Origin of the sequence: Agrobacterium salinitolerans, from assembly GCF_002008225.1 — a bacterium.
Taxonomy (GTDB): domain Bacteria; phylum Pseudomonadota; class Alphaproteobacteria; order Rhizobiales; family Rhizobiaceae; genus Agrobacterium; species Agrobacterium salinitolerans.
The window spans coordinates 1-22,272 of record NZ_MRDH01000034.1 but is presented as its reverse complement, the minus strand read 5'-3'; the positions used below and the strand labels follow the sequence as shown (position 1 = coordinate 22,272).

At 58.9% G+C, this 22,272-nt stretch carries 15 protein-coding genes; 9 read left to right on the top strand and 6 right to left on the bottom strand.

The window, feature by feature from the left end:
* Nucleotides 1–154 precede the first annotated feature (154 nt).
* Entirely contained in the window at nt 155–1,879 is a 1,725-nt protein-coding gene (locus tag BS627_RS20105) for a sensor histidine kinase (RefSeq protein ID WP_077984947.1), read from the bottom strand.
* A 235-nt stretch (nt 1,880–2,114) separates the two neighbouring features.
* Here BS627_RS20105 and BS627_RS20100 point away from each other — a divergent pair, with 235 nt between their 5' ends.
* Complete coding sequence (locus BS627_RS20100; protein ID WP_077984981.1) at nt 2,115–2,690, top strand: PRC-barrel domain-containing protein; 576 nt, start codon at nt 2,115–2,117, stop codon at nt 2,688–2,690.
* Between the two features lie 104 nt (nt 2,691–2,794).
* Here the strand turns inward: BS627_RS20100 and galE are convergent, their stop codons facing one another.
* The 3 genes from galE to BS627_RS20085 form a co-directional block, all read right to left on the bottom strand.
* Nucleotides 2,795–3,778, bottom strand: coding sequence for a UDP-glucose 4-epimerase GalE (gene galE, locus BS627_RS20095; protein ID WP_089153274.1), 984 nt, complete (start codon nt 3,776–3,778; stop codon nt 2,795–2,797).
* A 181-nt stretch (nt 3,779–3,959) separates the two neighbouring features.
* On the bottom strand, nt 3,960–4,397 hold the full coding sequence (locus BS627_RS20090) for a hypothetical protein (protein WP_077984945.1): 438 nt from the start codon (nt 4,395–4,397) through the stop codon (nt 3,960–3,962).
* A gap of 4 nt (nt 4,398–4,401) precedes the next feature.
* Nucleotides 4,402–4,746 (bottom strand): ElaB/YgaM/YqjD family protein, encoded by a 345-nt coding sequence (locus BS627_RS20085; protein WP_077984944.1) that lies wholly within the window; start codon nt 4,744–4,746, stop codon nt 4,402–4,404.
* A 277-nt stretch (nt 4,747–5,023) separates the two neighbouring features.
* Here BS627_RS20085 and nspC point away from each other — a divergent pair, with 277 nt between their 5' ends.
* Both nspC and BS627_RS20075 read left to right on the top strand, forming a co-directional pair.
* Nucleotides 5,024–6,121, top strand: a complete 1,098-nt coding sequence (nspC, locus tag BS627_RS20080; RefSeq protein WP_077984943.1) for a carboxynorspermidine decarboxylase — start codon at nt 5,024–5,026, stop codon at nt 6,119–6,121.
* 60 nt (nt 6,122–6,181) lie between these two features.
* Nucleotides 6,182–7,420 carry a saccharopine dehydrogenase family protein gene (locus tag BS627_RS20075; protein WP_077984942.1) on the top strand — a complete coding sequence of 413 codons (1,239 nt, stop codon included), beginning with the start codon at nt 6,182–6,184 and terminating at the stop codon, nt 7,418–7,420.
* A 276-nt stretch (nt 7,421–7,696) separates the two neighbouring features.
* Here BS627_RS20075 and BS627_RS20070 read toward each other — a convergent pair whose 3' ends face one another.
* Nucleotides 7,697–9,544: a DEAD/DEAH box helicase gene (locus BS627_RS20070; RefSeq protein WP_077984941.1), complete on the bottom strand. Its 1,848-nt coding sequence runs from the start codon at nt 9,542–9,544 to the stop codon at nt 7,697–7,699.
* 390 nt (nt 9,545–9,934) lie between these two features.
* Between BS627_RS20070 and BS627_RS20060 the strand changes: the two genes are divergently transcribed.
* The 6 genes from BS627_RS20060 to clpB all read left to right on the top strand — a co-directional run bounded on the left by BS627_RS20060 (nt 9,935) and on the right by clpB (nt 19,889).
* Nucleotides 9,935–11,212: an aspartate kinase gene (locus BS627_RS20060; protein ID WP_077984980.1), complete on the top strand. Its 1,278-nt coding sequence runs from the start codon at nt 9,935–9,937 to the stop codon at nt 11,210–11,212.
* Nucleotides 11,213–11,387: 175 nt separating this feature from the next.
* Nucleotides 11,388–13,655, top strand: coding sequence for a phosphoenolpyruvate--protein phosphotransferase (gene ptsP, locus BS627_RS20055; RefSeq protein WP_077984940.1), 2,268 nt, complete (start codon nt 11,388–11,390; stop codon nt 13,653–13,655).
* Between the two features lie 130 nt (nt 13,656–13,785).
* Nucleotides 13,786–14,865, top strand: a complete 1,080-nt coding sequence (prfA, locus tag BS627_RS20050) for a peptide chain release factor 1 (RefSeq protein WP_077984939.1) — start codon at nt 13,786–13,788, stop codon at nt 14,863–14,865.
* Nucleotides 14,862–15,731, top strand: a complete 870-nt coding sequence (gene prmC, locus BS627_RS20045) for a peptide chain release factor N(5)-glutamine methyltransferase (RefSeq protein ID WP_077984938.1) — start codon at nt 14,862–14,864, stop codon at nt 15,729–15,731. The genes prfA and prmC overlap by 4 nt, the downstream gene beginning before the upstream one ends.
* Nucleotides 15,732–16,128: 397 nt before the next feature.
* On the top strand, nt 16,129–16,911 hold the full coding sequence (locus BS627_RS20040; RefSeq protein ID WP_077984937.1) for a DUF4167 domain-containing protein: 783 nt from the start codon (nt 16,129–16,131) through the stop codon (nt 16,909–16,911).
* Nucleotides 16,912–17,264: 353 nt separating this feature from the next.
* Nucleotides 17,265–19,889, top strand: a complete 2,625-nt coding sequence (gene clpB, locus BS627_RS20035) for an ATP-dependent chaperone ClpB (protein ID WP_077984936.1) — start codon at nt 17,265–17,267, stop codon at nt 19,887–19,889.
* A gap of 68 nt (nt 19,890–19,957) precedes the next feature.
* On the opposite strand, the gene BS627_RS20030 is transcribed toward clpB, so the two are convergent.
* Complete coding sequence (locus tag BS627_RS20030) at nt 19,958–21,904, bottom strand: M23 family metallopeptidase (RefSeq protein ID WP_077984935.1); 1,947 nt, start codon at nt 21,902–21,904, stop codon at nt 19,958–19,960.
* Nucleotides 21,905–22,272: the final 368 nt, after the last annotated feature.

Below are 22,272 nucleotides of genomic sequence, written 5' to 3'. Positions count from 1 at the left end.
AGGGGTGAAACCTGTTTATTTTCAGCCAAGCTTCAGGCGGGGACGGGGGAATTGCTTGGCCTGCAGTAAGAATGCACCTGCCGGGAATAGGTTCCCGCAAAATGCATTTTTTAACAATCGACAAATGAGCTGCTTTTGAACCCGCTTGCCAGCATCAGTGCTGGCCTGTCTGTTCCGATCTTTTGGGCGTGAAATAACGCATCGGCGCCTCCAGCGTCCACTCGAAGCCGGCTTCACGATATTCCGTCAGCACCTGCCCACCGAAGGCGCCTTCCGCATGCCTTTTTATGACCGTGGTGCCGAAACCCTTGCGGCTCGGTTCGCTCGCCGGAGGGCCACCCGTTTCGGTCCAGACGAGGTGGATCATCTGGCGCCCGTCTTTTTCAAACGGCTGCCAGCGCACGGTGATTTTTCCTGTTGGAACCGACAATGCGCCATATTTGATGGAATTCGTCGTCAGCTCATGGATCACCAGGCCGAAATTCTGTGCTGCTTCCGGGGAGAGCATGAAATCATCTCCGATCAGCAGGACGCGATGCGCCACGGTGCCGAAAACTTCGAGATGGGTCTCGATCAGCTTGCGGATCGGCAGGCCTTGCCATTGAACCTCCGCCAAGGCCCGGATCGACATTCCAAGGCCGCGCAGGCGGTGATCCACCTCCTTTTGAAATTCCGGAATACTTTTATTTTCGCGTCCCAATTGCCGTATCATCGCCTGAACCAGCGTCAGAATGTTCTTGGAACGGTGTACAAGTTCGTGCAGCAGCAATTGCAGCCGCTCTTCTGACTGGCTTCTGTCGAAGGACGCGTTGGAGAGTGCTATGGCGACCTGGTTGGCTTCCTTTATCTTGGTATCGATGGGTGCGACGATCTCGCCCTCACCAATGCGCTCGGCCATCAGGGTCAGATCACGAATGGAGCTGCGCAATTGCCGGCCGACCAGATAGGCGCCGCCAATGGCGATAAGCACCAGCACCAGGCTGCCGATCATCATCTGTCGCCAGGTATCTATCAGCGCCGCCTGGCTTGCGGCGAGCGGACCCCACATCACCGTCTTCCATTGCCAGCCCGGTAATTGGGCATAGGCATAGAGATTGCCCTTGCCATCAAAAAAATTGCCGCTGAAGGCCTGCATCTCCGAAAGGACGTCCGGGGTGACAAACGGCTTGCCCATTTCCGCCTCATCGGGCGCGCTTGAGACGACGACGCGGTTGTTGCCGTCAATGATGGCGACCGCCCAGTTGCGTGGCAGGGTTTCCGTGGGAATGAGCCGGCTCAGGTCGCTGGTATTCTGCGTCAGGATCAGGGCGTCTCCGGCGGCGTCCAAATCCGGGCCGAGCGGCAAGGTGACGTTGAACACCCATTCCTTGCTGGTCTGGCCGAAAAACATGTTCGAGACGGTGATGCGGCCAGAGTCGATCGCTTTGGCCAGGTTGGCTTCCGCCGGCACCTTGCCGAGCGGCTGGCCATAGGGCATGCGTGTATTGAGACGCTGCTGGCCATCTTTGGTCGTGAGAATGGCGTAGAGGCCCTCCCGCTTCAGGCTGTCGGCGACGCGTCCCTGAAACGCGGCGAGATTGCCGCTTTCAAGTTCCGGGAATTGCGACAGGAGATTGAGAGACGTGGCGATTTCCTGCAGGCGGCGGTCGATATTGCGCGAGGCCACCCGCACGTCCTCGATGGTTTCCCGTTGCAGGTCGTCGCGTTTTTCCGCTTCCAGGCGCAGCATCAGATAGCCGCCAAAGAGAATGAGCGGCAGGGTGATGACGGTAGCCATCACCACCAGATAGGTGCCGATGGAAGCCGTTGGGAAAAAATTCGCGCTGCGCCGACGCAAAGCCGAAATCATGTCTTTCAGTCTGTTGCCGGGTAGAGGCATACAAAACTCCGGCAGTTATGGCATTGTTACGGCACGGATAATACCGTGCCGTCCCTCATTAGCAATGCCTGATTTTTTACCTTCGGTCGTTGTGGCAGGCCACAATTGCATCGGTATGATTGAAAAAATCGGAACTATTTCAACGACCAACCCGTTTGCCTGACGAACCGGTCGAGCAGCGGGCATGAAATTCATCACCGCCGGCCAGTTGAGAACGATGAAAGGAAGGTACGAAATGGCAAAGAAAATTACTATCCTCGTCACAGCTGCTTTGATGGGCACCACGGCTTTCGCGCCGCTGGCCATCGCTCAGGGTACGACCCAGCCCGCACCGGCAAATCCGAGTGCGCAGACAGAGCCGGCAAACCCGCCTGCCACCCCGATGACGCCTGCCGCCCCTTCTGCCAATGACAGCGCGGCCACAACGATGGGTGGCGCCTATTTGACCGAGCAGGGCGAAACGCAGGTCAGCGCGAACGATTATATCGGCAAGTCGGTCTATACGGCGGCCGATGAAAGCATCGGTAACGTCACCAACCTGATTATGGAAGAAGATGGCGGTCTGGTTGCTGCGGTGATCGGCGTCGGCGGCTTCCTGGGCATCGGCGCAAAGGATGTTGCGGTTCCGATGGATAAGGTAACGATGACGCTCAACGCGCAAGACGGTACAATCCGCCTGACAACGACGGAAACGGCGGAAACGCTGAAGGCCGCTCCCGAATTCAAGACGCTGGAACAGCAGGCGAGCGAAAAGAACGCGGCAACGCCGGCGGCCCCTGACGGCACGACGACGTCCGCCACCAAGCCCTAATTCCCGTCCCTGGGAGGCAGGAGCGGGAACGGCTTCTATCAGCTGTCCCGCGAGAGGCACCGGCCAACAGGCCGGTGTCTTTTTTCTATCTGATCGCCGGCTGTTCAATCGCCCGCATTGCGGGAGGAGTGCCAGGCCCAGGCGGATTTGATGATGTCGGAGAGGGAATAACGCGGCTCCCAGCCGAGAACCTCCTTCGCCTTGTCGTTATTGGCGACGAGTGTCGTGGAATCGCCGTCGCGCCGCCCGGTATATTCGACGGGGAAGGGGCGGCCGGAAACCTCCGAAATCGCCGCCAACAGTTCCTTCACAGTCGTTCCGGTGCCGGTGCCGAGGTTGAGTTCGACGGTCTCCCCGCCGGCAAGCAGATAATCCACGGCCCGCACATGCGCATCGGCGAGATCGAGAATGTGGATATAGTCGCGCACGCAGGTGCCGTCGCGCGTGTCGTAATCCGTGCCGAACACCTTGAAGCCTTGACGCCGGCCGAGTGCGGCTTCGATGGCCAGCGGGATCGCGTGGGTCTCCGGCTTGTGCCATTCACCGATGCGGCCTTCGAAATCCGCGCCAGCGGCGTTGAAGTAGCGCAGCATGACCGAACGCAGCCCCTTATAGGTGCTGTAATCCTTCAGCGCCTGCTCCACCACCCATTTGGTGCGGCCATAGGGGTTGATCGGCGCCTGCCGGTGCGTCTCGTCGATCGGTACCTGTTCGGGCAATCCGTAAGTTGCGCAGGTGGACGAAAAAACGAAAGCCGTGACGCCGGCATCGATGGCGGCGGAAAGCAGGTTGAGCGAGCCGATGACGTTGTTGTCATAGAAAGCCACGGGCTGCTTGACCGATTCACCGACTTCGATCAGCGCAGCGAAGTGAAGAACGGCCTCTGGCTGGTGCTTGGCGAAGACCTCGTCCAGCCGCGCCCGGTCGCGAATATCACCCTGTTCGAAAGGCCCCCAGCGGACAAACTCCTCATGCCCGTTGGACAGATTGTCGAAAACGACCGGTTCATACCCTCGCCCAGACAGGAGAAGGCAGGTGTGCGAACCGATATAGCCGGCACCGCCGACGACAAGGACTTTCTTCTTCATCAATTGCCTTTCAGAAAATTACGGACGCGCAGAGACTGCCCGAGACTGTATGTCACTTTGTTCAAATAAGGGCGGCGTGGCGGGCAACGCCAACAACCAGTCTATCCTTCGCGGGTAACATAAAAAAAACCGCGCATCCATCGTCTGGATGCGCGGTTGGTCTTGTCAGGGTGCCAAGAAGTTACTTGGTCTTTTTTGTACCCGCCCTCGTCGCGAGAAATCCGGCCGCAACAGCGACGGCAAGTGTCGCGTAAGGGCGTGCCTGGATTGCAAGCGAAAGCAGCGATTGCAGCGCGAGCGGCGCAGCCGTTAAAGGTGCTGCGGCAGCAAGTGGTGTCATCGGTCTGGTCGCGTAGACCCTCGGGCGTTTGAGGATGGCGAGCGCCACCAGCATGATAACACCGAGCAGAAAGGCAGAGCCCGCAACGACGAGCGCTGCCGGTCCGGCCCCGACGTGACGGGCCAGATAGATTGATCCCGCCACGACCGCTGCGACGAAGGCTATCAGGAAAAATATCCCTGCCAGCACCGATAATATGATGACGGAGCGCAATCGTCTCGTGACGACACGCCCTTCACGCTGGGTCTCCCCCAGATAGACCAGCAATGCCTCAAGCATGAGCTTATCGACGCGTCAGGAGGGCAAGAACGAAGCCAACGCCAACGGCGATGCCGAGCGACTGCAGCGGGTTCTTCTGGACCTGATCGGTGAGGTTGTCGTTCAGCGTGGAAATCTCGCTGCGGACCGTATCCGCCATGTCGCTCGACGCGGAAATTGCATCGTCTGCGACCCGTGCGGCCTGTGCTTTCAGCTCGTAAGACGCGCCGACGCCAAGCGCTTTCACACTCTTGGCAAGATTTGCCAGATCTTCGCGAAGCTGGGCGAGCTGTGCGGCCACATCGGCTGCGTCACCGCTTTCGAGGGATTGCTGGATCTTGTCGTTAACGCTGCTGCGCACACTTGCCATGGGTCAGGTCCTTCTTGAACATCGTTGATGGAAATGGCGACATGTCAATGACTGACACCGCTTAACTATCGTTGCGGCGGCAGAAACAACCCGCCTGTCCGGGAGTAAAACGCGCCGACCCGGCCTTGGTTCCGTAACGTCATGTGATTATTTGCCCTTCTTGAATGGTCAGGCATTTTTCAGGAATTCGCCCCCGGACATTTGTTTTCCTGTCACAAGCATCCTATAAGGCCCATCATCGAGACGTACCTTGACTTCAATCAATATGTGAAACGACATGCTGCAGACGCCCTATTATCTCATCGACAAGACAAAACTTCTTCGCAACATGGAGAAGATTGCCTATGTGCGGGAAAAATCCGGCGCCAAGGCACTTCTGGCGCTGAAGTGCTTCGCCACATGGTCGGTGTTCGATTTTATGTCGCACTATATGGACGGCACCACCTCGTCTTCGCTCTATGAGGTGCGTCTGGGTCGCGAGAAATTCGGCGGCGAGACCCATGCCTATTCCGTTGCCTATGCGGATTATGAAATCGACGAAGTGATCTCGAATGCGGACAAGATCATCTTCAATTCCATCAGCCAGCTCGAGCGTTTTGCGGACAAGGCCTCCGGTATCACCCGTGGTCTGCGCCTCAACCCGCAGGTCAGCTCTTCGAGCTTCGACCTTGCCGATCCCGCGCGTCCCTTCAGCCGTCTCGGCGAATGGGATGTGGCCAAGGTCGACAAGGTCATGGACCGCATTTCCGGTTTCATGATCCACAATAATTGCGAAAACGGCGATTTCTCTCTGTTTGACCGCATGTTGACCCAGATTGAGGAAAAGTTCGGATCGCTGCTGTCGCGTGCCGAATGGGTGAGCCTTGGCGGCGGTATCCACTTTACCGGCGATAATTATCCGCTCGACCAGTTCTGCGACCGTCTGCGGGCCTTCTCCGAAAAATATGGCGTTCAGGTCTATCTGGAGCCGGGCGAAGCCTCGATCACGAAGAGCACGACGCTCGAAGTGACGGTTCTCGACACGCTGTTCAACGGCAAGAACCTTGCTATCGTCGACAGCTCCATCGAAGCGCACATGCTCGATCTGCTGATCTATCGTGAAACCGCCAAGGTTTTGCCGAACGAAGGCGAGCATCCCTATATGGTCTGCGGCAAGTCCTGCCTCGCCGGCGATATTTTCGGCGATTTTCGCTTCGACAAGGAGTTGAAGGTCGGCGACCGCATCTCCTTCCAGGATGCGGCCGGCTACACCATGGTCAAGAAGAACTGGTTCAACGGCGTGAGGATGCCGACCATCGCCATCAAGGAACTGGACGGCACCGTTCGCGCCGTTCGTGAATTCGACTTTGCCGATTTCGAGCAAAGTCTGTCTTAAACCCTGTTTTTAACATGAAACGAAGCTCATCCCTGCGGGGAAAAGGAGGCATCACCTGAAATGAAGAAGAACGTTCTGATCATCGGCGCCGGTGGCGTAGCACAGGTCGTGGCGCATAAGTGCGCCCAGAACAGCGATGTATTGGGAGACATTCATATTGCGTCACGGACCGTGGAAAAGTGCCGCAAGATTGTCGAGTCCGTACGCGAAAAGAAGAGCCTCAAGACAGATGTGAAACTTGAGGCCCATGCGCTTGACGCGATGGATATCGAGGCGACGAAAGCCTTGATCAAGAAAACCGGCGTGGAAATCGTCATCAATGTCGGTTCGGCTTTCGTCAATATGTCCGTTCTTCGTGCCTGCATGGACACGGGTGTTGCCTATATGGACACGGCGATCCACGAGGATCCGACCAAGATTTGCGAGACGCCGCCGTGGTATGGAAACTACGAGTGGAAGCGCGCGGAAGAGTGCAAGGAAAAGGGCGTTACTGCCATTCTCGGCGTCGGTTTCGACCCAGGCGTGGTCAACGCCTATGCGCGTCTCGCCAAGGATGAGTATTTCGACAAGGTCACCTCGGTCGATATCGTCGATATCAATGCCGGCAGCCACGGCCGCTGGTTTTCCACCAACTTCGATCCGGAAATCAACTTCCGCGAATTCACCGGCGTCGTTTACTCCTGGCAGAATGGCCAGTGGCAGACGAACCAGATGTTCGAAGTCGGACAGGAATTCGACCTGCCTGTCGTCGGCAAGCAGAAGGCCTATATGACCGGCCATGACGAAGTGCATTCGCTGTCCAAGAACATGGACGGCGCCGATGTGCGCTTCTGGATGGGCTTCGGCGATCACTATATCAACGTCTTCACCGTGCTGAAGAACCTTGGCCTCCTGTCCGAGAAGCCGGTCAAGACGGCCGAAGGCCTGGAAGTCGTGCCGCTCAAGGTGGTCAAGGCCGTGCTGCCCGATCCGTCTTCGCTGGCGCCTGATTATGTCGGCAAGACCTGCATTGGCGATATCGTCAAGGGTATCAAGGACGGCAAGGAGCGCGAAGTCTTCATCTACAACGTGGCTGACCATAAGGAAGCCTATGAAGAAGTCGGCTCGCAGGGGATTTCCTACACCGCCGGCGTTCCGCCGGTCGCAGCCGCCATGCTCATCGCTACTGGCGAATGGGACGTGAAGCAGATGGCGAATGTTGAAGAACTGCCGCCGAAGCCGTTCCTGAACCTTCTGAACAAGATCGGTCTTCCGAACCGCATCAAGGACGAAAACGGCGATCGCGCGCTGGAGTTCTAAGCGCAGCATTCTTAACGGATAGAGACAGAAAAGCCCCGCGAAAGCAGGGCTTTTTTCTTGGCTATGCAGCTCATCTATCACGCACTGGACACAAAACGAGGGTAGCGCCAGTCGATGGAAAGAGGAGTTTAACCCGTGACGCGACGTCATCCTCGGCCCTGTGCCGAGGATCCAATCACGTTGAATGACATCAATAGGTTCCAGATCCTCGGGACTAACCCGAGGATGATGTCGAGAGCAGGTATGCCCGTCGTCGTCGTCAGTTGCAGAGTGACTTCAGCCCTTTGTCGGCTTCGGCCCACGCTTTTCGAAAGGCTTGTCCTTCTTGCCTTCATATTTCGGCTTGTCGCCGAAGGGCTTTTTCTTCTTCCAGGGCTTGTCGTCGCCCTTGCGGTCATCGCGGGGAGCGGCAGCATTGTCCGATTTGCTGAACTTGCGCTGGGCCTTCGCCGGGCGGGTGTCTTCGCGGAAGCTGCCGGTTACTTCCGGCTTGCCTTCCAGCGCCTTCAGACGGATGCCCTTTTCGAGCGTCATATCCTTGCCGATGGCGGAGGTGAAACGGTCGACGGCATCAGCCGCCAGTTCCACGAAGGTCTCCGTCTGCTGCATGCGGATCGCGCCGATATCCTGGCGGGTGATCTTGCCGAAACGGCAGAGCATGGGGATGAGCCAGCGCGGTTCGGCGCTCTGTTTGCGGCCAACGGAGAGCGAAAACCAGGCGCTGTCGGAGAAATCGGACCTGTCGCGGCGCGGCGCATTGTTTTCGGGTGTTTCGAAACTGTCGCGGCGCGGCTTGCGGGTGTTGTCAAGCGCGACCTCGAAAATGTCCTCCGGCGCCGAACGTCCGGCATGATAAAGACGCACGAAGGCAGCGGCGACTTTTTCCGCGCCATGCTGTTCAAGCAGCTTGGTGACGAAATCGCGTTCGTCATCCGCCACTGCTTCGCTCAGCGTAGGATCGGCCAGAAGCCGGGCGCCGTCGCGCTCGACGATCTCTTCAACGGAGGGTGGGTGAACCCATGCGGCACTGACCTTGGCGCCTTCGAGCAGGCGTTCGGCCTTGCGGCGCTGGCTGACAGGCACCACGACGGCGCTGACGCCCTTCTGACCGGCGCGGCCGGTACGGCCGGAACGGTGCAGAAGCGTTTCGGAATTGGTCGGAAGATCGGCATGGATAACGAGTTCGAGGCCGGGCAAGTCGATGCCGCGGGCGGCAACGTCGGTCGCTACGCAAACGCGGGCGCGGCCGTCACGCATGGCCTGCAGGGCATGTGTGCGTTCGTTCTGCGTTAGTTCACCGGAGAGAGCCACGACCGAAAAGCCGCGATTGTTCAGACGTGCCGTCAGATGGTTCACCGCGGCCCGGGTGGAGCAGAAGACGATGGCGTTGCGGGCTTCATAAAAGCGCAGCGCATTGATGATGGCGTTCTCGCGATCGGAAGGCGACACCAGAAGCGCGCGATATTCGATGTCCACATGCTGCTTCTGTTCGGAAGCGGTGGCGATGCGCACGGCGTTCTTCTGGTAGCTTTCGGCCAGCTTGGCGATGCTGCGCGGCACGGTGGCCGAGAACATCAGCGTGCGGCGATCGTCCGGCGATTCTTCCAGAATGAATTCCAGATCTTCGCGGAAGCCGAGATCGAGCATCTCGTCGGCTTCGTCGAGCACGACGGCGCGGATCGACGAAAGATCGAGTGCGTTGCGCTTGATGTGGTCACAGAGACGGCCGGGCGTGCCGACGACGATATGCGCACCGCGCTCCAGCGCCCGGCGCTCATTGCGGATATCCATGCCGCCGACGCAGGAGGCAATGGAGACACCGGCAAACTCATAAAGCCATTCCAGTTCGCGCTTGACCTGCATGGCCAGTTCGCGCGTGGGGGCAATGGCAAGCGCCAGAGGGGCAGCGGCCTGGCCGAAACGGGTATTATCACGCAGCAGCGTGGTCGCGAGCGCGATGCCGAAGGCAACGGTCTTGCCGGAACCGGTCTGCGCGGAAACCAGCGCGTCCTTGTCGGCGAGTTCGGGCGCAAGCATGGCCTGCTGCACGGGGGTCAAGTCTTTGTAGCCGCGTTTTTCCAACGCCTGCGCGATCGCCGGGGCGATACCCTGGGTGTCTGTCATCTACCGTCTTTCGGATATGAAGCTGCCCGCATCCGCCCGAAACCAATAGATCCTAATGTCTCCGGGGCAGTCGATGCAGGCCATTTCGGCCATCTGGCCGGTTGCATTGCCGCGCTCATACTGCGAATGGGGCCATTTGTACAGTGCACTGCGGTACGCTCTTTTATGGGTGCTTTATCTCGTTAACGGTTCGATGCTGTCTTCGTCCGTTTTATCGGCCCAGAAAGAAGGCGTACCGCATGGTTCATAAACGGCATTGCGTGCCCCCCACCTTTTCGCTAAGAGACCCGCAACTTGAGGCTCTTTTCAGGAAGGGCCGACTGGGTTTGTTCTTGTCCGTCCGCTTCCTGAAGGAGCCGGCGGGAAAATGGGATGGTACTGGTCAAGGCTATGGCTCGCATTGTCATGAAATTCGGCGGCACGTCCGTCGCGAACCTCGAACGCATTCACAATGTCGCACGGCATGTGAAACGCGAAGTGGATGCCGGCCATGAAGTGGCCGTGGTCGTTTCTGCCATGTCCGGTAAAACCAACGAGCTGGTGGACTGGGTGCAGAACGCCGCGAAGGTGGCTGGCGCCAACGCCGCCTCCTTTTTTGACGCGCGCGAATATGATGCGGTTGTTGCATCCGGCGAACAGGTGACGTCAGGTCTTCTGGCGATCACGCTGCAATCCATGGGCATCAATGCTCGCTCCTGGCAGGGCTGGCAGATCCCGATCCGCACCGACAATGCGCACGGCGCCGCCCGGATTCTGGAAATCGACGGTTCCGATATCGTCAAACGCATGGGCGAAGGCCAGGTTGCCGTTGTTGCCGGTTTCCAGGGCATCGGTCCTGACAACCGCATCGCGACGCTCGGCCGCGGCGGTTCGGACACCTCGGCTGTCGCCATTGCCGCCGCCGTCAAGGCGGACCGGTGCGACATCTATACGGATGTCGACGGCGTCTACACGACCGACCCGCGCATCGAGCCGAAGGCTCGCCGCATGAAGAAGATCGCCTTCGAGGAAATGCTCGAAATGGCGTCTCTCGGCGCGAAGGTTCTGCAGGTTCGCTCGGTCGAGCTTGCCATGGTACACAAGGTGCGCACCTTCGTTCGCTCCAGTTTCGAGGATCCCGATGCGCCGGGCATGGGCGACCTCATCAACCCGCCCGGTACTTTGATTTGTGACGAGGATGAAATCGTGGAACAGGAAGTCGTAACCGGCATCGCCTATGCCAAGGATGAAGCACAAATCTCGCTGCGCCGCGTGGCCGACCGTCCGGGCGTCTCCGCCGCGATCTTCGGGCCGCTCGCCGAAGCGCATATCAATGTCGACATGATCGTGCAGAACATCTCCGAAGACGGTTCGCGCACCGACATGACCTTCACCGTTCCTTCGGGCGACGTCGCCAAGGCGATCAAGCTTCTGGAAGACAACAAGGCCCAGATCGGCTTCGACGTCGCGCAGAACGAGACGGGCCTCGCCAAGGTGTCGGTCATCGGTATCGGCATGCGCAGCCACGCCGGCGTGGCCGCCAGTGCCTTCAAGGCGCTTGCCGAGAAGAACATCAACATCAAGGCGATCACCACCTCCGAGATCAAGATTTCGATCCTGATCGACGGCGCCTATGCCGAACTTGCCGTTCGCACTTTGCATTCCGCTTACGGCCTCGATAAAGCTTGAACCCGAGACATCGGTTCCCGATGCTCCGATTCTTCGGAGTTGCGTTCTTCCGATGCGGCGTTTCATGAAAGCGTGTCCCTTGCGGGACGCGCTTCTCGCGCTATAAATTTTTAAATGACCTTTTGATTCCCGAATATTATGACATTCGGATCGGAAGCGTCGGGGAGCAAACGCGATGAGAGACCTTTCCGCAGGTCCGCGTGTCCTGCTCAAGCGGCTGCGCGAAATGATGGCGGAGCACCTTGAACCGCAGGAGCGTCTGGACCAGATCGTCCGTCAGATTGCCAGCAACATGGTGGCGGAGGTTTGCTCGGTCTACGTGCTGCGTTCCGACAGCGTGCTGGAACTTTATGCGACCGAAGGTCTCAATAAGGATGCCGTGCATCTTGCCCAGCTGAAAATGGGGCAAGGTCTTGTCGGCACCATCGCCGCGTCCGCCCAACCTCTCAATCTTTCCGATGCGCAGGCGCATCCCGCTTTCCGCTATCTTCCTGAAACCGGTGAGGAAATTTATCATTCCTTCCTCGGCGTGCCGATTTTGCGCTCCGGTCGCACTCTTGGCGTTCTTGTGGTCCAGAACAAGGCCAGCCGAACGTATCGGGAGGATGAAGTTGAAGCGCTCGAGACAACCGCGATGCTTATCGCTGAAATAGTGGCGAGCGGTGAATTGAAGAAGATCACCCGCCCCGGCGTGGAGCTGGACCTGACGCGCGCGGTTTCCATCGATGGCGATGGTTATGGCGAAGGAATCGGCCTTGGCCACGTCGTGCTGCACGATCCGCGCATCGTCGTCACCAACCTGCTCAATGAAGATGCCGATACGGAAATCCGCCGTCTTGCCGACGCCATCGGCTCGCTGCGCCTGTCGATCGACGACATGTTGCAGCGCCGTGACGTGCCGACCGAGGGCGAACACCGCGAGGTTCTCGAGACCTACCGCATGTTCGCCCACGATCAGGGCTGGGTGCGGCGCATGGAAGAGGCCATCCGCAACGGCCTGACGGCGGAAGCGGCGGTCGAGAAGGTGCAGAGCGACACCAAGGCGCGCATGATGCGGCTCACTGACCCCTATCTGCGTGAGCGCATGCATGATTTCGACGATCTCGCCAACCGGCTGCTGCGCCAGCTGATCGGTTTTGGCGGGCGTGGGCCGGAGCAGGATTTCCCGCTCGACGCCATCGTTCTGGCGCGCGCCATGGGCGCTGCCGAGCTGCTGGATTATCCGCGTGAAAAACTGCGTGGACTGGTGCTCGAAGACGGCGCGGTGACCAGCCATGTCGTCATCGTCGCGCGGGCCATGGGCATTCCGATCATCGGGCAGGCGACCGGGATCGTCGCGCTGGCGGAAAATAACGATCCCATCATTATCGATGGCGATGACGGCCAGGTGCATCTGCGCCCGATGTCGGATTTGCAGCGCGCTTATGAAGAAAAGGTGCGCCTGCGCGCCAAGCGACAGGAGCAGTTCCGCGCGCTTCGCAATGTCGAGCCGATCACCAAGGACGGCCAGAAGGTCAATCTGAAGATGAATGCCGGCCTTTTGGTGGACCTGCCGCAACTGGAGGAATCCGGCGCCGATGGCATCGGCCTGTTCCGCACCGAACTGCAATTCATGATCGCCTCCAACATGCCGAAGGGCGAGGAGCAGGAAGCTTTCTACCGCTCCGTTCTGCGGCAGGCAAAGGGCAAGAGCGTTACCTTCCGCACGCTGGATATCGGCGGCGACAAGGTCGTTTCCTATATGCGGGGCCAGGAAGAGGAAAATCCGGCGCTGGGCTGGCGGGCCATTCGCCTGTCGCTCGACCGTCCGGGCCTGATGCGCACGCAGATGCGTGCACTGTTGCGCGCCGCATCCGGTGCTGAATTGCGCATGATGTTGCCGATGGTGACGGAAGTGTCAGAAATTCGCGCCGCCCGCGACCTGTTACAGAAGGAAGTGCAGCATCTCTCCAAATTCAGCCATGCGCTGCCGAAAAAGCTGCAATTCGGCGCCATGCTGGAAGTGCCCTCCCTGATGTGGCAGCTCGATGAGCTGATGCAGGAGGTGGATTTCGTGTCCGTCGGTTCGAACGACCTGTTCCAGTTCTCGATGGCGGTCGACCGCGGCAATGCGCGTGTTTCGGATCGTTTCGACAATCTCGGCAAGCCGTTCCTGCGCATTCTGCGCGATATCGTCCGCGCTGGCGAAAGGCATCACACATCGGTCACGCTGTGCGGCGAAATGGCGGGCAAGCCGCTTTCGGCCATGGCGTTGATCGGCCTCGGCTTCCGTTCGGTCTCCATGTCACCGACGGCAATCGGTCCGGTCAAGGCAATGCTGCTCGGGCTCGATGCCGCGCGCCTTGCCGAAGAGCTGAACGCGGCGCTGGACGATCACAATTCGCTGGAAAGCGCGCGCGAGGTGTTGTTACGCTTCGCTGCGACGCATTCCATTCCCGTTTAGAGCATTTCCAGGAAGAGTGGACCCCGGTTTTCCGTCCGGAAATGCGTTAAAGCAAAAAGTTAGAGCGTTTTCGCGTTTCGATGAAAAGCGAAAGCGCTCTAAAAGACCTGTTTCATTATTGGAGTGACTGGTGGCGAAGCTTCCCGTCGAAAAAATGCGCGAGTTGGAACGACGTTTCGGCGAGATCGAAGCGCGTATGTCGGCCGGCCCGGCAGCGGATGTCTATGTGAAACTGGCTTCGGAATATTCCGAACTCGAGCCGGTGGTGAAGAAAATCCGCGACTACGAGAAGGCTGTTTCCGAGGCCAACGATCTAGAAGCGCTTTTGGCCGACAAGACGACCGACAAGGATATGCGCGAGCTCGCGGAAATGGAGCTGCCAGAGGTCGAGACCCGTATCGGCGAGCTTGAAAAGGATATGCAGGTCCTGCTGTTGCCAAAGGATGCGGCGGACGAAAAAAGCGCGATCCTCGAAATTCGAGCCGGAACCGGCGGTTCCGAGGCGGCACTGTTCGCCGGCGATCTTTTTCGCATGTATGAGCGCTTCGCATCGACCAAGGGCTGGAAGGTGGAAGTTCTTTCCGCAAGCGAAGGTGAAGCGGGCGGTTACAAGGAAATCATCGCCACGATCAGCGGGCGAGGGGTGTTCTCCAAGCTGAAATTCGAATCCGGCGTGCACCGTGTGCAACGTGTGCCGGAAACGGAAGCGAGTGGTCGCATTCACACATCTGCCGCCACTGTTGCCGTGCTGCCGGAGGCGGAAGACATCGACGTCGAAATCCGTCCGGAAGACATCCGTATCGACACGATGCGCGCGTCGGGAGCCGGCGGCCAGCACGTCAACACCACAGACTCCGCCGTTCGCATCACCCATCTTCCGACGGGCCTGATCGTTACCAGCTCGGAGAAATCGCAGCACCAGAACCGCGCCAAGGCCATGCAGGTTCTGCGCTCCCGGCTTTACGATATCGAACGCCAGAAGGTGGAGAGCGAACGCTCTGCCGACCGCAAGAGCCAGGTCGGTTCCGGCGACCGTTCCGAGCGCATCCGCACCTATAACTTCCCGCAGGGCCGCGTTACCGATCACCGCATCAATCTCACGCTCTACAAGCTGGATCGGATGATCGAAGGCGAGATCGATGAACTTGTGGATGCGCTGATCGCCGATTATCAGGCGGGACAACTCGCCCAGCTCGGCGAACAGCTTTGAGCACGGGGGGTAAAGCAAGTATCGCGAGCGCGCTTGCCGCCGCCCGCAAAAGGCTGCAGACAGCCGGGATCGATGATCCGCTTCTCGATGCGCGGCTTTTGATTGCGGAAGTCGTCGGTTTTTCATTGACCGATTTCGTGATGAAGCCAGACCGCCCGGTCACCGCGGAAGAAAACGCGCGTATCACCGCCATGATCGAGCGGCGGGCCTTGGGCGAACCGGTGCATCGCATTCTCGGCCACCGCGCGTTTCACGGCCTTGATCTTCTTCTATCGAAGGAAACACTCGAACCCCGCCCGGATACAGAGGTTCTCGTCGATACGCTGTTGCCGGCGTTAAAGGAGACGGTTTCCCGAACGGGTAGCGTCCGCATTCTGGATCTAGGCACCGGAACGGGTGCAATCTGTCTGGCACTGCTAAAGGAATGTACGCAGGCGTCCGGTATTGGCAGTGATATTTCGGCCGATGCGCTGGAAACGGCCGCCAGAAATGCCGCTCGAAATGGCCTCAGTTCACGCTTCGAAACCATTCGCAGTGACTGGTTTGAAAAAATCTCTGGCCGCTTTGACATAATTGTGTCGAATCCGCCCTATATAAGAACTGATATCGTCGCAACGCTCGACCGGGAGGTTCGTAACCACGACCCGATGGCGGCGCTGGATGGAGGTCAGGACGGCCTTGCACCGTACCGCCTCATCGCTGCCGATGCAGGCCGATTTCTTGTGGAAAACGGGATTGTCGGTGTGGAGATCGGTTTCGATCAAAGGCTTGATGTTTCCGCTATATTTGCTTCCCACGGCTTCTCTCTTCTGGACGCCGTCAAGGATTATGGCGGTAACGACAGAGTTTTGACCTTCCGGAGATAGTTGTTCGCGATATGTCTGCGGATTTTTTGCAAGGATATTTTGCACAGCAAAAGAAAAGGCTTGGATTTCCGCGGGAAGCGGGATAGTTTGCGGCCACATGCCGGGTGGCTGAGGACGAACTGAGATTCGTCAGGGTATGGGTCAGTCCCGAAGCGGGTTCTTTAAGGAGCCCTGAAAGGCTGGGCGTTTCCGGCATGTGAATCAGTAAACTTTGTTCGCAGGCGGCTCGGTGCAGCATTTGCGCAGCCGGTCGTCATACGCGAGGTCTTGCCCGGGAGTTATCTTCGGCAAGGCGCGTGATGGAGCAATTTCAGGAAAAAATTTCCAGCGGTTTTCCGCCCGGAATTGCATGAAAACAACCAGATTGTCAGCAAAACAGAATTCAGGTGAGCAATTGATGAGGCCAGGACAGCAAAACAAGCGCGGCCGGGGGCGTGGAAACAACAACAATAACAATGGTGGCGGTAACAACAACTTCAACCGCAAGGGCGGCAACCCGCTCACCAGGACTTATGACAGTTCCGGCCCCGATGTTAAAATCCGTGGCACAGCCCAGCATATAGCGGAAAAATACGCGGCGCTGGCGCGCGACGCGCAGAGTTCCGGCGACCGCGTGATCGCTGAGAATTATCTGCAGCACGCTGAACATTATAACCGCATCATTGCGTCGGCTCAGGCCCAGATGCAGGAACGCTTCCAGCGCGACGACCGCGGTGAGTACAATGCCGCCGACGGTGACGATATGGAAGTGAACGACGGCGATGAAGGTGCCGTTGCGCCGCAGCAGCAGGCCGAACAGGCCGAGCGGGCGCAGCAGCCCGAACGCCAGGAGCGTAACGAGCGGAACGAACCGCGCCAGGAGCGTCGTGAGCGTCCGGATCGCCGCGAACGGCAGGAGCGTCAGCCGCGCCAGCCGCAGGTGACCGCCGAACAGCAGCCTCCGGTTTACGACGCCAGCCAGGCGCCGCAGCCCGTCATTGAAGGCACGCCCATGGAAGTGGCTGTCGAGGAAGAGCAGCAGCAGGCGGAAGCGCCAGCGGCTGAACGCGCCCCGAAGACCCGCCGTGCAGCTGCCCCCCGTCAGCGTCGCCCGCGCCGTACCGCCGCGGCGGAAGGCGCCGAAGGCGAAGAAACGCCTGCGGGTGAAGAGGTCGCGCCTCTCGAGAATGCTGCCGAATAAGCAGCGTCTGCAAATCACATGGCGATTGAAAAACTCCGGCTTGCCGGAGTTTTTTGTTTTCGGCGATAGTTCACCTTCTCCAGCTTCATCCGGCGAGGCGAATTGACACCTGTCAGATCGAACGAAAATTTCCCGATATGGCGGATTTGCTCCCCTTTAAACCGATGAAAACGGCTCCCATATTCGTGCAGGAAGGACAAACACCGCATCGTCGGTGCCGACCAGCGAGAGGCGACGGACGTGAAATCTCTTAAGCACGGCTGTCGTAGCGGGGCTTGCCTTTTGAGGGAGCCTCAACCCTAACACCCGGTGCCGTGCCGAAAGCGGGCGGGCCGGTCTATGGAGGTTCGACTATGAATATTGAAAAATACTCCGAGCGCGTTCGCGGTTTCCTGCAGTCGGCGCAGACCTTCGCGCTTGCCGAAAACCATCAGCAATTTTCGCCCGAACACGTTCTGAAGGTACTGCTCGATGACGAGCAGGGCATGGCGGCATCGCTGATCGAGCGCGCCGGCGGCGACGCCAAGGAAGCGCGTCTTGCCAATGATGCGGCACTTGCGAAATTGCCCAAGGTTTCCGGCGGCAATGGCGGCCTTTCGCTCACCGCGCCGCTTGCCAAAGTGTTCTCGACTGCGGAAGATCTCGCCAAGAAGGCCGGCGACAGTTTCGTCACTGTCGAGCGTCTGCTGCAGGCACTTGCGATTGAAAGTTCCGCCACCACTTCGGCTTCCCTGAAGAAGGCCGGCGCAACGGCGCAGGCGCTTAATCAGGTCATCAACGATATCCGCAAGGGCCGCACGGCTGACAGCGCCAACGCCGAACAGGGCTTCGATGCGCTGAAGAAGTTCGCGCGCGACCTGACGGAAGAAGCCCGCGAAGGCAAGCTCGACCCTGTCATCGGTCGCGACGACGAGATTCGCCGCACCATCCAGGTCCTGTCGCGCCGTACCAAGAACAACCCCGTTCTGATCGGTGAACCCGGCGTCGGTAAAACGGCGATTGCGGAAGGCCTTGCGCTGCGCATCGTTAATGGCGACGTGCCCGAAAGCCTGAAGGACAAGAAGCTGATGGCGCTCGATATGGGCGCGCTGATCGCCGGTGCGAAATATCGCGGTGAGTTCGAGGAACGCCTGAAGGCGGTTCTGAACGAAGTGCAGGCCGAGAATGGCGGCACAATCCTGTTCATCGACGAGATGCACACGCTGGTCGGCGCCGGCAAGGCCGATGGCGCGATGGATGCGTCCAACCTCTTGAAGCCCGCGCTTGCCCGCGGTGAGCTGCACTGCGTCGGCGCCACCACGCTCGATGAATATCGCAAGCATGTGGAAAAGGATCCGGCCCTTGCACGCCGTTTCCAGCCCGTTCTGGTGGATGAGCCGACCGTTGAGGACACGATTTCGATCCTGCGCGGTCTGAAGGAAAAATACGAACAGCACCACAAGGTCCGCATCTCGGATTCGGCCCTGGTTGCGGCTGCGACGCTTTCCAACCGCTACATCACCGACCGCTTCCTGCCTGATAAGGCAATCGACCTGATGGACGAGGCCGCTTCGCGTCTTCGCATGCAGGTGGATTCCAAGCCGGAGGAACTGGACGAACTGGATCGCCGCATCATTCAGCTGAAGATCGAGCGCGAAGCCCTGAAGCAGGAAACGGATCAGTCGTCCGCCGACCGCCTCAAGAAGCTCGAGGACGAGTTGGCCGATACGGAAGAAAAGGCGGATGCGTTGACGGCCCGCTGGCAGGCGGAAAAGCAGAAGCTCGGCCATGCCGCCGACTTGAAGAAGCGGCTGGATGAAGCCCGCAACGAGCTGGCGATCGCCCAGCGCAACGGCCAGTTCCAACGAGCCGGCGAATTGACATATGGCATCATTCCGAGCCTTGAAAAGGAACTGGCTGCGGCGGAAGCCCGCGACAGCAGCGGCGCCGGCTCAATGGTTCAGGAAGTGGTGACGGCGGACAATATCGCCCATGTCGTTTCCCGCTGGACCGGCATTCCGGTCGACAAGATGCTGGAAGGCCAGCGCGAAAAGCTGCTGCGCATGGAAGACGAGCTTGCCAAGTCCGTTGTCGGGCAGGGCGAGGCCGTTCAGGCGGTTTCCAAGGCGGTTCGCCGTTCGCGCGCCGGCCTTCAGGATCCCAACCGGCCGATCGGTTCGTTCATCTTCCTCGGCCCAACGGGCGTGGGCAAGACCGAGCTGACCAAGTCGCTCGCTCGCTTCCTGTTCGACGACGAAACCGCGATGGTTCGCCTCGACATGTCGGAATATATGGAGAAACACTCCGTCGCGCGGCTGATCGGCGCGCCTCCCGGTTATGTCGGTTACGAAGAAGGCGGCGCGCTGACGGAAGCGGTTCGCCGTCGGCCCTATCAGGTCGTGCTGTTCGACGAGATCGAAAAAGCGCATCCGGATGTGTTCAACGTCCTCTTGCAGGTGCTGGATGATGGCCGCCTGACGGATGGCCAGGGCCGCACCGTCGATTTCAAGAACACCATCATCATCATGACCTCGAACCTCGGTTCGGAATTCATGACGCAGATGGGCGACAATGACGATGTGGATTCGGTTCGTGAACTGGTCATGGAGCGGGTCCGGTCGCATTTCCGGCCGGAATTCCTCAACCGTATCGACGATATCATCCTGTTCCACCGCCTGCGGCGTGACGAAATGGGTGCGATCGTGGAAATCCAGCTGAAGCGTCTCGTCTCGCTCCTGGCAGATCGCAAGATCACGCTCGAACTGGATGAGGATGCCCGCAACTGGCTTGCCAATAAGGGTTACGATCCGGCTTACGGCGCGCGTCCGCTGAAGCGGGTGATCCAGAAATCGGTTCAGGACAGGCTGGCGGAAATGATCCTCGGCGGTGAAATCCCCGATGGTTCGCGGGTCAAGGTAACCTCGGGCACCGACCGGTTGCTGTTCAAGGTCAAACCCGCCAAGGGTGAGGCTGAGACTGAAACGGCCGATGCGGCATAAAATGAAAGGGCTCCGGAAACGGAGCCCTTTTCATTTGACAACTTTTTAACCCGTAAAAGTCCGCCGAGTTACCGGCTCGCCACCTGATTAGGCTTGTCCGCGATGTTGAGCAGATTGTCGATGCGCTTTCTCTCATCGGAGAACCGCGCCAGCGCCTCGCCGGAAAGCGACTTGCCGCCCGGCAGGCGCACCTTCATGGCGTCCACTTTGGTGCCGTTGACGATCAGCTCGTAATGCAGATGCGCGCCGGTCGAAAGGCCGGTCGATCCCACATAACCGATCACCTGACCCTGCCGGACCTTGGAACCTTCGGTGACGCCCTTGGCGATGGCGCTCTGGTGGTTGTAGGAAGAGACATAGCCATTGGCGTGGCGGATCAGGGTCTGGTTGCCGTAACCAGATGCCCAGCCGGCCTTCTCCACAATGCCGTTACCGGTCGCGATGATCGGCGTTCCACGGGGCGCCGCCCAGTCGGTGCCGGTGTGCATGCGGCTGAATTTCAGAACCGGATGGCGGCGCATACCGAAACCGGATGTCATGCGGCCGTTCGGAACGGGGTTGCGCAGCAGGAACTGCCGGATGCTTTTGCCGTTCTCGTCGAAATAATCGATGCTGTTGTCGTCCGGGTTCTGGAAACGGTAAAAACGTGTCTCGTTGTCGCCGAATTTGGCGTTCACGTAGAGCAGTTCCGACTTGTCCGTCGCCTTGCCGTCCGCGTCCTCCACGGAGAAAAAGGCCTCCAGCGTATCGGCCGGCTTGAGCTGCGCCTGAAAATCGACGCTGCTGGCCAGAAGCTTGATGAGCTGCGAAACCATGCTCTGGTTCATGCCGTAAGCCAGAGCCGCACGGTAGACTCCGTCATAAACGCTCGGCAGATCGCGACCGGCGGCAGGCGCTGGCGTACTGTCGAAGGCGGTCGCCACGGCGTCGAGCTTCGGCGGTTCGCTAGCCTTGACGAAACGCTTGCGATCATCGATGGCCATGGTGACCATGTGGCGTCCCTTGCGATAAAGGCTCACGCGCACGATGTCGCTCTTTTCGTCTTCTTGGATGATGCCGACGCGCAGAACGTCGCCGCTTTCGACATTGTTCGACTGGATTTGCGGCGAAAGCAGCCCGGCAATTTCGGAGGATTGAGCCTTCGAATAACCGGCGCCGAAGAGGGCAGCTTCGATTGTCTCCGTCTGGCGGGCAGGGATGACGTCGTCGGCATATTCCTTGGCGGGAACCGAGGGTGATTGCGGGGTCGAAACAGACATGTTTTGCTCGACAACGCGGGCAGCAAGGCCGGCGGTAATGTCGACATCGCCATCATCATTATCGAAGCGGCGTGGGTCGATGTAGTAGAGTGCCGCAACTTGCTCGTTACCGTCCGTCAGGATCGAGCCGTTTGAACGTACTGCTTCCTCGACCTCATCGAAGCTCAGGGAGCCCGCAAAAGCATATTTGGAGTGCTGGATGGGAAAGGCGACAGTTTTCAGGCTGACTTCGGATTCGACTTCGGAGCCGTAGATCGTGCCGGTGCGGCTCGCCGCCGGAGCGGGCGCATCCTTGTCGTCGTTGCTGGCAAATATGTTCAGCGGATCAAAGGCGGGGTAGTCATCCTGCTTCGCGTAATTGGACGCCAGCGGAATTTTGACGTGAGAGAAGGGGACTTTGCGGACCACTTCCTTGTCGCCTTCATTGATAACCGTGGAAACTTCCATGATCGAGCGATCGGAGGGGCGGGCCGCGATGTTCGGAGCAACAAGGCGAGTGCCGCGACGAGCTGCCTCCGTCACATTGTCGCCCATATCCGTCTTGGCGAAAGCTTCGGCGGGAATGGCAAGCTGCTGGCGACCGTCAAGAGCGGCAAACAGCGCAACCCCCATCAAGATGGAAGAGGTAATCCCCGTGAGGAACGTGCCCGAAAGCCAGCGCAACGAAATCTCACGGCGATCGGGTGCAAGTCGTCCTTCCGCCAGAATTGGCGGTTCCGTGCCTAGCGACCGGATCACATTGCGATCCGCAGTCATACCAGCTGTGCCCTGTCGGTCATGCGCTCTCCAGAAACTTCACGCGAAGATGTGCAACTTTCAAAGCCGTGAGTCAAATCGGTCGACGCACCGGAAGACATGTCGCAACCGTCTGTATAGGGACACGCGCCGGCATGTCTCGTGTTAACGCTTCGTTGGCAAAGCAATTAGCGAGGAAGGGGGCTAAAAGAAGGCGCGCGCCCCGCCTTCATGCGCGTGGGCGTACTCTCCTGTGCAAAACCACAAGCTCGGTGGCGTCTTATTATGCCGATACGCTCATGAAAACGAAATTTCCTTTTAGAATCATTCAGATATCACATTTCTTTATTTTTTCGAATTTGGTGTGTTGACTTGTTTGGTGAGGTTCT

Bases quoted from the DNA above. Each gene is read 5' to 3' on its own strand.
- BS627_RS20105 (WP_077984947.1), bottom strand. From the start codon at position 1,879: ATGCCTCTACCCGGCAACAGACTGAAAGACATGATTTCGGCTTTGCGT.
- BS627_RS20100 (WP_077984981.1), top strand. From the start codon at position 2,115: ATGGCAAAGAAAATTACTATCCTCGTCACAGCTGCTTTGATGGGCACC.
- galE (WP_089153274.1), bottom strand. From the start codon at position 3,778: ATGAAGAAGAAAGTCCTTGTCGTCGGCGGTGCCGGCTATATCGGTTCG.
- BS627_RS20090 (WP_077984945.1), bottom strand. From the start codon at position 4,397: ATGCTTGAGGCATTGCTGGTCTATCTGGGGGAGACCCAGCGTGAAGGG.
- BS627_RS20085 (WP_077984944.1), bottom strand. From the start codon at position 4,746: ATGGCAAGTGTGCGCAGCAGCGTTAACGACAAGATCCAGCAATCCCTC.
- nspC (WP_077984943.1), top strand. From the start codon at position 5,024: ATGCTGCAGACGCCCTATTATCTCATCGACAAGACAAAACTTCTTCGC.
- BS627_RS20075 (WP_077984942.1), top strand. From the start codon at position 6,182: ATGAAGAAGAACGTTCTGATCATCGGCGCCGGTGGCGTAGCACAGGTC.
- BS627_RS20070 (WP_077984941.1), bottom strand. From the start codon at position 9,544: ATGACAGACACCCAGGGTATCGCCCCGGCGATCGCGCAGGCGTTGGAA.
- BS627_RS20060 (WP_077984980.1), top strand. From the start codon at position 9,935: ATGGCTCGCATTGTCATGAAATTCGGCGGCACGTCCGTCGCGAACCTC.
- ptsP (WP_077984940.1), top strand. From the start codon at position 11,388: ATGAGAGACCTTTCCGCAGGTCCGCGTGTCCTGCTCAAGCGGCTGCGC.
- BS627_RS20040 (WP_077984937.1), top strand. From the start codon at position 16,129: ATGAGGCCAGGACAGCAAAACAAGCGCGGCCGGGGGCGTGGAAACAAC.
- clpB (WP_077984936.1), top strand. From the start codon at position 17,265: ATGAATATTGAAAAATACTCCGAGCGCGTTCGCGGTTTCCTGCAGTCG.
- BS627_RS20030 (WP_077984935.1), bottom strand. From the start codon at position 21,904: ATGACTGCGGATCGCAATGTGATCCGGTCGCTAGGCACGGAACCGCCA.